Genomic DNA, 13,377 nt, shown 5'->3' with positions numbered 1-13,377 from the left:
CTTCAGGAGGTGCATCATGGCAACCAAAGGTCATCACGGGCACATGCTTTGGGTCGGCGTCCTCGGCTTCCTCGCCGGTGCCGCCTTCCTCTTCTACGCCCCCAGCCTCAAGGCCGTGTCCAGCACCCTCTTCCTCTTCGCGGGATTCCACGTGGCTGGCGCCGCCATCATGTTCGCCTCCGCTTACGTGATCGGCGCCGACAAACTCCTGGCGCGCTTTACTCCCCGCCGCCGCAATCACACCTTCAACTTCGGCTGGGCTCCGGCATGGACACTCGGCCCCATAATTGCCGCGGCCATCCTGTTCGCCGCCGCCATCCTCATCGAAATCGCAGCCACGCACTACTGGCCGGCCGCCCTCATCTTCACTCTTCTCGCCGCCTGTTTCTTCGTCGGAGGCATCTTCGCCCGCTCAGTGACGCGCGTCGACGACGCTGTTCTGCCCATGGTCGCGCTCACGCCTGTCGGTGTTGAGAATCCCATCATCCTCGACGCTGGCTGCGGCTCGGGCCGTACCACCATAGCGCTCGCCCGCGCGCTCACCCAGGGAACCATCGTCGCCCTCGACCGCTTCGACGCTGGTTACATCGAGGGTGGTGGCCGCACGCTCATCGAGCAAAATCTCCGCCTAGCCGGCTTGCGAGACCGCGTTCGCATCACCCCCGGCGACATCACCCGGCTCGGCTTGCCTGACGCTACCTTCGACGCGGCCGTGAGTGCCCACGCCATGGATCACCTCGGCCGCTCCACCGCCCAGGGCCTCCGCGAAATCCACCGCGTCCTCAAGCCCGGTGCGCGCTTCCTGCTCATTGTCTGGGTTCCCGGATGGACCATGTTCACCATCGCCAATGTGCTTTCGTTCTTCCTGGCCTCGCCTCGCGTATGGCGCCGCCGAGTAGCCGAAGCCGGCTTCCGCCTCGCCGATGAAGGCCGCTTCAACGGCTACTGGTTCGCCGTCCTCGAGCGCCCTGACTGAAGCGACCTCAGGCTATGAATCTGCTCAAGCGGCAGGGGGAGAACAGCGCAGCGAAACCGGCCACGGGTACCTTCGCGCCTTTCTTCTGGCGCGAAGGACAAGAACCATCGCCATTAGCTCACACGAGTGGCGGCGAAGCCGCAGTGGCCGCACCGCAGGTGCCCCGCAGGTGCCTAGAGCATCTTGTGATCCACCATGTCCTTGTACTCGTCGTATTCCTTGATCTTCTTCAACTGCTCTTCCATCTCCGCCTGCGAATAGTGCTTCAGCGGCTGGGCCGAGTCAGCCACGGTCAGGGCGGTGATTCCTACGACTGCAGTTCCAAGGTTCAAATCCCGCTGGTTCACCTTGTCGAACGTGTCGCTCGGCTTGTGGTGGATCTTGTGATACTCCTCGAACGGCGTCCACAGCACGAAGGCCGGCACACCCTGCACCAGGAACGGCCCATGATCTGTCGCGAACGTAAATCGCCCGTCATCGGAGATCCCAGCCGCATCCAGAGCTGAGAGTTGCGGCTTCAGAGCCTCCAGCATCTTCCGCTCGTCGTCCCGGCCATACACGTACCATCCCGTCGGAGCCGACGCGCCCGTATCCGTGATGAACACCCCCGCGCACTTCGCCAGCTCCGCTGTATGCATCTGCGCGTAATGGATCGATCCCAGCAGTCCCTCTTCTTCCCCGCCGAACAGCGCAAACCGCATCGTCCGCTTCGGCTGGATCCCGCTAGCCTTCACCGCCTCTGCCACTGCCATCACGCTCGCCGCGCCCGTGCCGTTATCCTGCGCCCCCGTTCCCAGTTGCCAGGAATCCAGGTGCCCTCCAATCAGCACGTACTCACCGCTGCCATCCGTCCCCGGAATATCCGCCACCACATTCGGCACCTTCACATGGTCCCGAACCTTGTTCTTGAAGCTGAATTCCACCTGCACCGGCCCCTTCTCCAGCATCCGGCGCAGCAGCAACGTATCTTCCTTCCCCACGTTCGCCACGGGAACCGGGGCCACCGCTCCGTTGTTGCCGGTCAACCCAAACATCACCGGCACATTATCCTGTGCCCCAACTCCCAGCAGAAACGCCTTCGCGCCCTCTTTCGCCATCATGTCCACCAAGTCGAGGCTCTTACCCCACAGCAATGGCCCCTCCATCGAATCTCGATCCAGCAGCACAATCGCATCCTTAATATCGGGCGCCCCCGTCTTGATCGCCTCCTCGGTCAACGCCTTTAGATAGAACACGCGCCCCTTCACGCCACCCTTCGGCGTTGAAGGACTCCACCCGTCGCTCTCCAGGTGCAGCCGCATCTCTCGCGGAGCCGTAATCCGCGCCGTAGCCCACTCTTCTGGCTCCCACGTATTCGTAATCTCCCACTCGTCCTTATGGACGTTCGTCAGCCCCAGCCGCTTGAACTCCCCCACGGCCCAATCGGCGGCCTTTATATAGTTGTCCGACCCCGTCAGCCGCGGCCCCAGCTCATCGGCCAGTTGCCGGTCATAGTCATAAGCCTTGCCCGCCATCATCAACTGCCCGCCCAGCTTCACCACCGCCTGCCGCGTCGCCGCATCCACCTGGCTAGCTCCAACCGCCCCCTGCGACCTCACCCCAATCGGCGCCAGAGCAACCCCCATCCCCACTCCAACCCACCCAATCACCGCTCTTACTCGCACGCGCAATCTCCTCCAGAAGTCCCGCCAGTCTAGCAGCCTCTTACCCTTCTGTCCCTTGTCCCTGCTTTTCTGTTCCCTGGTCCCTGGTGCCTGGTCCCTGCTTTAAACTGAAAGAGACCGATTCCACCCGCAGGATTTCTGTACTCATGACCGCAGCGCCCAAGACCTCGCTTGTCTCCTCCATCGAAAAAGCCGCCGCCCAGGCCGGCCTCACTCTCGCCTCCGTCACCCAGGGCAGCGACTTTCACGGTGAGCCCACCACCGTTTTCGAGCTCGGCCTAGCCGACAGCTCCAACCGTTCCCTCAAGTTGGAGTTGAGCCACGACTTCGACTTCGACAAGCCGACGCTACTGCCCGAGATCACCGCGCACCTGGCCGCCGAGGCCAAGCGCCTGCGCAATCCCCGCCCCGAGTGCTACGTCACCCTCGGCGGAATCCCTGTTGCCTTCGGCAAGTTCCAGTGGCCTTTCCACCGCTCCACCTCCGGCGCCGACACCTACATCGTCCACGGCGAATTGGATCTGGCCGACGGCAAGAACTCCGGCCTCCACGCCAAGGTAGCTGCCTCCGTTACCGTCACCTTCGCCGAGATCGTTCCGGCAATGGAACAGCCCTACGCCGAGTCCTTCGTCTACAACGCCATCCGCAAAACCGTCGACTTCGGCCAGCTTGAGTTCCTCAAGTCCGGCAATCGCCAGCCCGTCCCCGTCACCACCCGCTTCTACTCCCGCTGGCAGAAGAAATTTCTCTTCACCGAGACCGACGACAAGGCGCGTCTCGAGTACCTGCTCAGCAAGGTCTACTGGCTCTCCGGCGTCCTCGGCGCCTCCAAGCCCGTCTGGATCGCCGACCCCAAGGATGCCCAGTACCTCAACACAACGGAGAAGGACCTACTCCGCATGGCCAACGATGAAGCCGGTGAAGGCCTCATGACCGTCGATGGCGAGTTTGCCGCCGCGACCCCCGCGCTCATGGCCCGCGCCTCAGAGTTCCAGGCCCGTCTCGACGCCGCACTCAGCTTCATCAAGCCCCAGTTCAACGAAGCAATGCGCTCCGGCCAGGCCAACATGTAAAGCAGGGAACTCGGGAAAAAGGACAAGGGGATAAGCCCTAACCAGAATTTGTCATTCTGAGCCGTAGGCGAAGAACCCTTCCGGGTCCCCTTTGTCCCTGCATCCCCAACGGAACCGCCCCCGCCCCCAACACGTATCAGTTATCGTGATGTACAAGAGGTCGTTATGAGCGGGGTCGCTTATCCAAACACGCAGGCAATGTTCTACGAGCAGTACGAGGCTGTCCGCCGCGATGAGGTGGTCGGCATCCTGCTTGCACTCTTCCTCGGCACCTTCGGCGCCCACCACTTCTACCTGCGCCGCACCGGCCTCGGCATCCTCTATCTAGTGTTCTTCTGGTCGGGAATCCCCGCCATCCTCGGCTTCATCGAGTGCTTCTTCATGCCCGCCCGGGTCCGCGAGTTCAACGCCATCCAGGCCGCCGCTATCGCCGCCACCCTCGGCATGAACGTCCCCGCCGGATGGGGCTGGCCCGTCGGCGCTGCCGGAAACGTCTACGTCGCACCTGCCGTGCCGGTCCCGGCCGCAGCTGCAGCCGCCCCGTTAGGCGGATCCACCCTCCCCCTCCCCGGCACGCTGCTCACCTGCCGCCATTGCCAGGCCACCAACGTAGCCACCGCCCGCTTCTGCTCCTCCTGCGGATCCGTTCTTTAAACAAGCCCCTCGCGTTTTAGCATCGTACTGACATGCTCAGCGCTTCCAGCAACGGCAACACCTTCCTCATCGGCGGAGACCTCCCCGTCCACCGCCTCGGCTACGGCACCATGCGCTTAGTAGGTGAGGGCGCCTGGGGCGAGCCCTCCGACCCCGAAGAGTGCCGCCGCGTCCTCCGCCGCGCTGTCGACCTCGGCGTCAACCTCATCGACACCGCCGACGCCTACGGCCCCGAGATCGCCGAGCGCCTCATCGCCGAAGCCCTCTACCCCTACCCCCCCGGCCTCGTCATCGCCACCAAGGGCGGCGTCACCCGCCAGGGCCCCTCCAAAACCGAGTTCGTTGCCCGCGCGGGCTACCTCATCCAATGCGTCGAAATGAGTCTCCGCCGCCTCAGGCTCGAGCGCATCGAGCTCTACCAACTCCACCGAATCGACGCGCGGACTCCACTCGAAGAATCGCTCGGAGCCCTGAAACTACTCCAGGACCAGGGCAAAATCCGCCACATCGGCCTCAGCGAAGTCACCCCCGCGGAGATCGAGCAGGCTCGCAAGATCGTCCCCATCGTCACGATCCAGAACCGCTACTCAATCGCCGACCGCCGCCACGAAGACACCCTGAACTGGTGTGAGCAGGAAGGTATCGGCTTCCTGCCCTGGTACCCCGTCGCCGCCGGCAAGCTCATGAACCAGAACGCCCCGACCAAGACGGCCGTCTCGCCGCAACTCACCGACACCCTCAGCCGCATCGCTCAGCGCCTCAACATCACCATCGCCCAGCTGTCGCTCGCCTGGCTCCTGCACCGCTCGCCGGTACTGCTACCCATCCCGGGCACGTCGCAGATCGCCCATCTAGAGGAGAATGTCGCCGCCGCTTCCCTCCAAATCGACTCCGCCACCTGGACCGAGCTGGATAAGCTGACGGCTGAGGGCTGACGGCTATCGGCTGCTTTTCCGGCGTTACAATGGCGGGGGCCTCAGGCGCGCTGCTCGCGCTGGGCCGAAAGCTGGCCTGATGCACGATACCGTCATCTATCCTACTGATTCTGGGCATCAAAATCGCCGCGGCGTTGCCTGGATCGTTCTCGCCTTCGTCGTTGTAGTCCTCCTCTTCAGCTTCCGAACATTGGTTTCGTACTACGTCGAAAACCTCTGGTTCGGATCACTGGGCTACGCCTCCGTTTTCTGGACATCCCTGCGCCTGGAGTGGACCGCCTTCGCGGTCTTCGCCATCGCCACCTTCGCCGTCCTTTACGGCTGGTGTCGCATCCTGCTGCACGCCACCGAGCGCGATGTCCTCGCCGCCGGCACGCTCCGCTTCGGCGACCGCATCATCCATCTTCCGCTGGAGAGGGTGCTCGGCTGGGGCGCGCTGGTCCTCTCCGCGCTGATCTCGCTCGGAGCAGGTGGCGGCATGATGTCCGACTGGCCGAAGTTCGCGCTCTACCTGCACCGGCCGTCGATCGCAGGCGAATTTGCCGACCCCATCCTCGGCCGGCCCCTCGACTTCTATCTCTTCACGCTGCCGATCTGGGAGCTTCTCGCCGGATGGCTCCTCACGCTCGCCATCCTCATGTGCATTGCCACCGCGTTTTCGGCCGTGCTCTCGGGCGGCAGCCGTATTTCCATCCGGGGCTTCGACACCACGCGCCACCTGCCTTGGAGCGTCTTCTCCATTCCCGTGGCGTTTCTGCTGCTCGTCATCGCGGCCCGCGTCTACATCGGCCGCATCGAACTGCTGATTACCGACCACACCGTCTTCAGCGGCGTCACCTACACCGATGCACACGTATTCCTCACGGGCCAACTGCTGGTCTGCGTCCTTCTCATAATCGGCGCGGCCATCGCGCTCCTCAATCTCGTTACGCGCCCTGGCCTGCGCTGGATCGCCCTTGCACCAGTTCCGGCCATCGTTTGCTACTTCATCGTGCAGATCGTCGGCTGGTACGTGGCCAGCTTCATCGTCAAGCCAAATCAGCTTGCCCGTGAGCAGCAATACATCGCGCACAATATTGACTTCACGCGCCGCGCCTATGCGTTAGACCGTGTCACGGAGCATGAGTTCCCCGCGGAAACCGAACTCGCCGCGGCCGAGCCCGACAAGAACCAGGACACGCTGCGCAATGTCCGTCTCTGGGACTGGCGCGCCCTCCAGGATACGCTCCGTCAGATTCAAGAGATCCGCACCTACTACGATTTCCCCGACGTCGACATCGATCGTTACACGCTCGACGGACAGACGCGACAGGTGTTGCTCGCCGCCCGCGAGCTCAATGTCGATAAGCTGCCCGAGAGCAGCCGCAACTGGATCAACGAAAAGCTGACCTACACGCATGGCTACGGCATCACCATGAACCCGGTCAACGGCTTCACGCCTGAAGGCATGCCCACACTGCTGCTGTCGAACATGCCGGTCGAGCGCACCGGCTCGGCTCCCGCCGTGACACGCCCGGAAATCTACTTCGGCCAACTCACGGATCTCGACGTCTACGTGAAGACGCACCACAAGGAATTCAATTTCCCGCAGGGCCAGACCGACAGCTTCTCATCCTATGAAGGCACAGGCGGCATCGAAATGGGCGGCCTGCTGCGCCGCTTGTTGATCGCGTTTGATCGCGGCGATCTCACAAAGGTCCCTTTCAGCGATGACATCGATGCCGGCAGCCGCCTCCTGATGCGCCGCAACATCCGCCAGCGCGTGCACGCCATCGCGCCGTTTCTCACCTTCGAGGCTGATCCGTACATCACCATCGGCGACGACGGCCGCCTGCGCTGGATCATCGACGCCTTCACCAGCGCCGATACCTATCCCTATGCCACCCACTACGAACTGCGCGACACATCCATCAACTACCTGCGCAACAGCGTGAAGGTGGTCATCGACGCCTACAACGGCGAGACGACCTTCTATGTCTTCGACCCCACTGACCCCATCATTGCCGCGTGGCGCGGCATCTTCCCGGCGCTGTTCAAAGAGGCGTCGGCCATGCCGCAGGATCTCCGCCGGCACATCCGCTATCCCGAGCTGCAGTTGAAGCTGCAGGCCGAGGTGTATGGCCTCTATCACATGACTGATCCCGTGGTGTTCTACAACCGCGAAGACCTCTGGACCGTCGCTTCAGAAACAGGCACGAACGGCAACAACGAGCAGGCCTCTCTTCCGATGGAACCCAACTTCGTGTTGATGAAGCTGCCCGGCCACTCCGACCTCGAGTTCATCGACATCCTTCCGTTCACGCCCGCCAATCGCAATAACCTCATCGGCTGGATCGCCGGCCGCGGCGACGGTGACCACTACGGCACTGCTCTGGCCTACAACTTCCCGAAGACGCGCCTCGTCGACGGCCCGCTGCAGATCGAGGCCCGCATCGACCAGAACGCGCAGCTCTCCGGCCAGCTCACGCTCTGGAACCAGCAGGGTTCGCACGTCCGCCGCGGCACGCTGCTTGTCATTCCATGCGGTAAAGCACTGCTCTACGCCGAGCCCATCTATCTGCAGGCGCAGCGCAGCCCCATGCCGGAGCTGCGATTGGTCGTTCTCGCACTACAGGACAAGCTCGCCTACGGCACCACATACGAAGCGGCTCTGCAATCGCTCTTCGCCGGAGCGGCCTCGTCGATGACGGCAGAAGCCGCGCAGCAGCCATCAGCTCAGAATCCATCCGGCGCGCCGCAGGCCGCACCAGACACCAACGCGCTCATCCAGGCCGCCGCCCGCGACCTCAATGACTACCAACGCCTAACCGCCGAAGGCAAACTCTCCGACGCAGGTAAGAAGCTCGAAGACCTGAAACAGAAACTCGACACCCTCAACGCACGCCAGAAGTAGGCGGCCCTGCGTTAGGACTGTCATGCCAGGTCTGGCAGGTCAGGGCTTTAGCCCTGACATCCAACGATCGTTACTCGAGGGCCTTTAGCCCCTGAGGTATCAATCCAACCCGGGAAGAATCACATGAACATTCCGCTTCAACGCATTGGGTTTTACGCAGCACTTAGCTTCGCTTTCATCTCGCCCGCCATCATCTACGCACAAGCCGCCCAACCCACCCTCGAAGACGCCCGTAAATTTCTCGACTCCGCAAACGCCGATCTCCTGAAGCTGGGCGTCGCCGCAGCTCACGCGGAGTGGACCGCCGAGACCAACATCACCGGCGATACCGAGGCGACCACAGCGCGCCTCAACGAGGAAGCCACCGCGCGCACCCTCGCCATCACCGCAGAAAGCCACCGCTTCGATCACCTACAACTCCCGCACGAGATGCGGCGCCAGATCATGCTTCTGCAGGTCAACGCGCCTGCCGCACCCAAAGATCCGAAACTGCTGGCCGAGGAAACGCAGCTCGCCGCCCAGCTCACCGGCATGTACGGCAAAGGCAAATTCTGCCCCACGCCCGACAATTGCGTGGGCATCGACGCCATCTCGAACATCATGGCGCACTCGCGCGATCCTGAAGAGCTGACGAAGCTCTGGGTAGGCTGGCACGCGGTGGGCGCTCCCATGCGCGACAAGTACGCCCGCTTCATGGACCTCCAGAACATCGGCGCGCGCGAACTCGGCTACCACGACACAGGCGAGCTGTGGCGCGCCGGATACGACATGACTCCCGCCGAATTCTCCACGGAAGTGGAACGCGCATGGAAGCAGCTTGAGCCGCTCTATCGCGAGCTGCACATCTACGTCCGCCGTCGGCTCATTGAGAAGTACGGCAAAGCCGCCGAGCGGCCCGACGGCCTCATCCCCGCGCAACTGCTCGGCAATATGTGGGCGCAGGAGTGGGGCAACATCTACGACATCGTCGCGCCCACTGATCCGAAGCTCTCGCAATTCAAGCCCGTCGACCTTGAGTCCGCGCTCAAGAAGCAAATTGCAGAAAAGGACCCCGCTGCCGCGCCGACCTTCGCTTCTGGCGTAGACCTCAGCTCCGACAAAGGCCACGCTGCGTCACTCGCGGCCGGCAAGGCGATGGTTCACTACGGCGAAGACTTCTTCAAATCGCTGGGCTTCCCGCCGCTGCCCGCCACTTTTTGGGAACGCTCGCAGTTCGTGCATCCGCGCGACCGCGAGGTTGTCTGCCACGCCTCCGCCTGGGACGTCGACAACGTCGACGACCTGCGCGTCAAGATGTGCATCGAGGTCAACGCCGACTACTTCACCACGGTTCATCACGAGCTGGGCCACAACTTCTATCAGCGCGCCTATAACAAACAGCCTTACCTCTTTCGCAACGGCGCCAACGACGGCTTCCACGAGGCCATCGGCGACTCCATCGCCCTCTCGATCACGCCCACCTATCTCAAGACACTCGGCCTCACCGACTCCGAACCGCCCGCCGAGGCTGACATCCCGCTGCAGTTGCGCACCGCCCTCGACAAGGTCGCGTTCCTGCCCTTCGCCTTGGCTCTCGACAAGTGGCGCTGGCAGGTCTTCTCCGGCCAGATCAAGCCTGCCGATTACAACAAGGCCTGGTGGCAGCTCCGCGCACAGTACCAGGGCGTAGCGCCGCCGGTCGACCGCACCGAAGCCGACTTCGACGCCGGCGCCAAGAATCACATCCCAACGAACGTGCCCTACGTGCGCTACTTCCTGGCGCGCATCTATCAGTTCCAGTTCTACAAGGCGATGTGCGACGCCAGCGGCTACAAGGGCGCGCTGAACCGCTGCAGCTTCTACGGCTCAAAGGCCGCCGGTGAAAAGCTCGCCCACATGCTCGAAGCAGGCCAGTCGCAGCCGTGGCAGCAGACCCTCAAGGAAATGACCGGCACCGATCATCTCGACGCTCAGCCCATGCTCGACTACTTCGCCCCGCTGTATGCATGGCTCAAGGATCAGAACCGCAACGCCTCCCACTGAATTGCGTTTCACATAATGAGGCAGACCCAAGCGTCTGCCTCATGCCTTTTCGCGCCGCGCGCCTCATTGCGGTACTTTCACCTTCTTCTAGTTCTGCACATCCCGTTACCTGCGTTAAGATAAACCCGTTAAGGGTAGGTCGGCCCTTTGTAAGGTAAGCGCGCCGCCAACCAGCTGCGCTTTAGCCGTTCAACTTCCCCGTCCTTGAAAAGGGCAACCGCCCTCAGGCGACGAGCATCGTACCGGTTTCTTGCCGTTAATCAGGAAACGAACGCTCAGGATGCGCTCCCGATTAAAATCGACTCTTCGCTTGTGCCGCGCGATCGCACCCGCCCTTGTGATCGCCGGTTGCGCATCAGCAGCGCGCGCCTCGCTGCCGGCATCGATATTTGCGCCGCACTCCACGCCTGCGCGCGAAGAGCATCAGCTTGCCATTTTCGTTCTATGGATCGCCCTGCTGATTTTTCTCGGCGTCGGCAGCCTGCTCACCTACTCGATCCTGAAATTCCGCGCGCGGCCCAACGACGACACTGAACCGCCGCAGGTCTTCGGCAGCCTCCAGATCGAGCTGTCATGGACCATCATCCCCATCCTCATCATCGCCGTGCTCTTCCTTGGCACCGCGCGCGTGCTCTTCTCCGTGCAGGATGCGAAGAAGCCGGCGAACGCGCTCGACGTCGTTGTGATCGGCCACCAGTTCTGGTGGGAGTACCGCTATCCGCAATACAACGTGGTGGCCGCCAACGAACTCCACATTCCGGTAAGCCCCGCATCCGCGCCTCACCCCACGTTCATGAAACTGACTTCGGCGGACGTGATGCACAGCTTCTGGGTTCCGCAACTCGGCGGTAAGACTGACCTGCTTCCCAATCGCGTCAACGAAATGTGGATCGACCCGCAGTCGCCCGGTGTCTACGTCGGCCAGTGCGCGCAGTTCTGCGGCCCGCAGCACGCCAAGATGCTGCTGCGCGTTTCCGTCGATACTCCCGAAGAGTTCAACGCGTGGATCAAGAACCAGCAGCGTACGCAAGCTGAGCTTGCGCAGGCGCAGGTGGCACTGGCCTCCGTGCCCAATCCCGGCAATCAAAGCAAAGGTTCCGTACCGCCCAACTCGCCGCCCACGCATGGCGCTGTTGCCGTTGTTCCCACCGAGGCGCCCGACAACGCCATCAACGCGCACAATGGCCAGATCGTCTTCGAGCAGCAGGCCTGCATCAATTGTCATGCGGTCGCGGGCACCATGGCCAATGGCCGCTACGGTCCCGATCTCACGCACCTCATGAGCCGCGCCACGCTTGGTTCCGGCGCCGCTCAAAACACCCCAGGCAATCTCCTCGCCTGGATCGCCGATCCCAACACCTTCAAGCCCGGGTGCCTGATGCCCGCAATGCATCTCAACGACCGGCAGAATGCGCAGATCACCGCGTACCTGCTCACACTCAAGTAGGGAGCGAACGATGGCCGACCAGAGTTATCCCGTAGGGCAGGGAGTGGAAGTGACCGTCGAACGCTCCCCTGCGCGCGGCACCTGGCTCGAGGTTGTCCACGACTGGATCACCACCGTCGATCACAAGAAGCTCGGCATCATGTACATCGCCTATGCCCTTGTGTTCCTGCTCGTCGCGGGCTTTGAGGCGATGCTGATCCGAATCCAGCTCATCAAGCCGCACAACGATTTCCTGTCCCCGTATACGTTCAACCGCATGTTCACCATGCATGGGACGACCATGGTCTTCCTGGTGGGCATGCCGATTCTTTTCGGGTTCGGCAACTACCTTGTGCCGCTTATGATCGGCGCGCGCGACATGGCCTTCCCGCGCCTGAACGCCTTCAGCTTCTGGATAAGCTCCTTCGCCGGCCTGCTGCTCTACTACAGCTTCATCGGCGGCGTGGGCCTCTCCGGCACTGGCTCCGCGCCCGACATCGCGTGGTTCGCCTATGCCCCATTGACCGAGAAGGCCTTCTCGCCCGGCCACACCACCGACTACTGGGCAATCGCCATCCTGGCCAACGGGATCGGCAGCATCGGCACCGCAATCAACATCATCGCCACCGTCTTCTGCATGCGCTGCAAGGGAATGACTCTGTCGCGGATTCCGCTGCTGCCTTGGCTCTACGCCACCATGTCGTTCCTGGTGCTCGTCGCCGTGAGTCCCCTCACCGCGTGCCAGGCCATGCTGCTGCTTGACCGTTACCTGGGCGCCCACTTCTTCGACACGCAAGCAGGGGGCTCGGCCATTTTGTGGGCGCATTTCTTCTGGATCTTCGGCCACCCCGAGGTCTACGTGCTCGTCCTTCCCGCTTTCGCCTTCGCCAACGAGATCATTCCCGTCTTCTCGCGCAAGGCCATCTTCGGCTATCCCGCTATGGTGGCCGCTTCAGTCGGCATCGGCTTCATCAGCCTCGGTGTGTGGGCGCACCACATGTTCACCATCGGCATGACGTCGTTCGGTAACGCGTTCTTCACGCTGTCGACCATGCTCGTTTCGATCCCCACCGGCATCAAGACCTTCAACTGGCTCGCAACCATATGGGGCGGCAAGATTCGCTTCGAAACGCCGATGCTCTTTTCCATCGCCTTCCTCTTCCAGTGGGTCATCGCCGGGCTTACCGGCATCATGCTGTCGGTCTCGGCGTGGAACTGGCAGTTGCACAATAGCTACTTCGTCGTCGCGCATTTCCACTATGTGCTCGTCGGCGCCATCGTGTTCATGATCTTCGCAGCGATCTACTACTGGTATCCGAAGATAACCGGACGCATGCTCGATGAAACACTCGGCAATTGGCACTTCTGGCTCATGGTCATCGGCTTCCACGTGACCTTCGACGTGATGCATTTCCCCGGCCTTCTTGGAATGCCCCGCCAGATCTACACCTACGAGCCAGACCGCGGCTGGAACACTCTCAACTTCATCGTCTCCATCGGCGGATTCATCCAGGCCATCGCAATTCTGATCTTCGTCTACAACATGGTTCACTCCTACTTCCGCGGCGACGACGCGGGGCCGGATCCGTGGGATGCGTGGACGCTGGAGTGGGCCACCGCATCGCCTCCGCCCGTGTACAACTTCGCAATCGAGCCGGAGGTCGCAAGCCGGCGTCCTCTATGGGACCGCAAGCATCCTGAAGATCCTGATTCCGCTTTCGAGTAAGAGGAGAG

General features: G+C 62.3%; 9 protein-coding genes. 8 read left to right on the top strand and 1 reads right to left on the bottom strand.

The genetic code is table 11. The features are described from left to right. The first annotated feature begins 16 nt into the window (after positions 1 to 16). Entirely contained in the window at positions 17 to 976 is a 960-nt protein-coding gene (locus MOP44_RS05465; RefSeq protein WP_260794901.1) for a class I SAM-dependent methyltransferase, read from the top strand. A gap of 173 nt (positions 977 to 1,149) precedes the next feature. On the opposite strand, the gene MOP44_RS05460 is transcribed toward MOP44_RS05465, so the two are convergent. Further along, on the bottom strand, positions 1,150 to 2,640 hold the full coding sequence (locus MOP44_RS05460) for a M20/M25/M40 family metallo-hydrolase (protein WP_260794900.1): 1,491 nt from the start codon (positions 2,638 to 2,640) through the stop codon (positions 1,150 to 1,152). A 146-nt stretch (positions 2,641 to 2,786) separates the two neighbouring features. On the opposite strand from MOP44_RS05460, the gene MOP44_RS05455 reads away from it, so the two are divergent. The 7 genes from MOP44_RS05455 (at position 2,787) to ctaD (ending at position 13,369) form a co-directional block, all read left to right on the top strand. After that, complete coding sequence (locus MOP44_RS05455; RefSeq protein ID WP_260794899.1) at positions 2,787 to 3,713, top strand: hypothetical protein; 927 nt, start codon at positions 2,787 to 2,789, stop codon at positions 3,711 to 3,713. Between the two features lie 165 nt (positions 3,714 to 3,878). Beyond that, a complete protein-coding gene (locus MOP44_RS05450; protein ID WP_260794898.1) occupies positions 3,879 to 4,367 on the top strand; it encodes a TM2 domain-containing protein in 489 nt (162 codons plus the stop codon). Between the two features lie 32 nt (positions 4,368 to 4,399). After that, positions 4,400 to 5,302 carry an aldo/keto reductase gene (locus MOP44_RS05445; RefSeq protein WP_260794897.1) on the top strand — a complete coding sequence of 301 codons (903 nt, stop codon included), beginning with the start codon at positions 4,400 to 4,402 and terminating at the stop codon, positions 5,300 to 5,302. A gap of 79 nt (positions 5,303 to 5,381) precedes the next feature. Beyond that, positions 5,382 to 8,195 carry a UPF0182 family membrane protein gene (locus tag MOP44_RS05440; protein ID WP_260794896.1) on the top strand — a complete coding sequence of 938 codons (2,814 nt, stop codon included), beginning with the start codon at positions 5,382 to 5,384 and terminating at the stop codon, positions 8,193 to 8,195. A 123-nt stretch (positions 8,196 to 8,318) separates the two neighbouring features. Further along, the gene (locus tag MOP44_RS05435) at positions 8,319 to 10,217 is read left to right on the top strand and encodes a M2 family metallopeptidase (protein ID WP_260794895.1); all 1,899 of its coding nucleotides are present in this window, start codon (positions 8,319 to 8,321) and stop codon (positions 10,215 to 10,217) included. 310 nt (positions 10,218 to 10,527) lie between these two features. Continuing rightward, the gene (gene coxB, locus MOP44_RS05430) at positions 10,528 to 11,664 is read left to right on the top strand and encodes a cytochrome c oxidase subunit II (RefSeq protein WP_260794894.1); all 1,137 of its coding nucleotides are present in this window, start codon (positions 10,528 to 10,530) and stop codon (positions 11,662 to 11,664) included. A 10-nt stretch (positions 11,665 to 11,674) separates the two neighbouring features. Beyond that, complete coding sequence (ctaD, locus tag MOP44_RS05425; protein WP_260794893.1) at positions 11,675 to 13,369, top strand: cytochrome c oxidase subunit I; 1,695 nt, start codon at positions 11,675 to 11,677, stop codon at positions 13,367 to 13,369. Positions 13,370 to 13,377: the final 8 nt, after the last annotated feature.

This window comes from Occallatibacter riparius (assembly GCF_025264625.1).
Lineage (GTDB): Bacteria > Acidobacteriota > Terriglobia > Terriglobales > Acidobacteriaceae > Telmatobacter > Telmatobacter riparius.
This window is presented reverse-complemented; position numbering and strand designations above follow the sequence as displayed.